The organism is Desulfurivibrio dismutans (assembly GCF_029210385.1).
Taxonomy (GTDB): Bacteria; Desulfobacterota; Desulfobulbia; order Desulfobulbales; family Desulfurivibrionaceae; genus Desulfurivibrio; species Desulfurivibrio dismutans.
Map to the genome: position 1 here is coordinate 1 of NZ_JARGDQ010000029.1, position 719 is coordinate 719.

The window sequence follows — 719 nt, forward strand, 5'->3', positions numbered from 1 at the left end:
TACAACCGCGATGTCGGGATTCCCCCCGAATATTGCTGGCCGACCCTGAAGGCCAAGCGGGGGGCCGAGCTGGAAGTCCATTATGTGGAACTGCTGCGTAAACTGGGCACCCGCAAGGGGATGCTGGGCCAGATCTTCACCAAGGCCCAAAACAAAATCCAGGACCCGGCCAAGCTCTACCGCCTGATCGACATGGTGGACAGCACCCGCTGGGCCACCATGGGCGCCGACGTGAAGGGCGACATCTACGAAGGACTGCTGGAACGCAACGCCGAGGATACCAAGTCCGGGGCCGGCCAGTACTTCACCCCCCGCCCCCTGATCCGGGTCATGGTGGAATGCGTGCAGCCGGAGCCGCTGAAAACCATCGCCGACCCGGCCTGCGGCACCGGCGGCTTCTTCCTGGCCGCCTACGACTTCATCAGCAGCTCGGCCAACCACAAGCTGGACAAGGCCCAAAAGGCCTTCCTCAAAAACCAGGCCTTTTACGGCAACGAGATTGTCGCCAGCGCCCGCCGCCTCTGCCTGATGAACATGTTCCTGCACAACATCGGCGAAATCGACGGCAAAAGCCCCATCTCCCCCAACGACGCCCTGGTGGCCCCGCCGCCCCGCACCTTCGACTACGTCCTGGCCAATCCACCCTTCGGCAAGAAAAGCTCCATGAGCTTTACCAACGAGGAGGGCGAGCAGGAAACCGACGAACTCACCTACAACCG

Annotated in this window: 1 protein-coding gene; it reads left to right on the forward strand. The window is 62.3% G+C overall.

Annotated elements, in window-relative coordinates; translation table 11 throughout:
• Positions 1-719, forward strand: a 719-nt coding sequence (locus tag P0N66_RS12770; protein ID WP_275806027.1) for an HsdM family class I SAM-dependent methyltransferase, incomplete at both ends; no start/stop codon positions are given.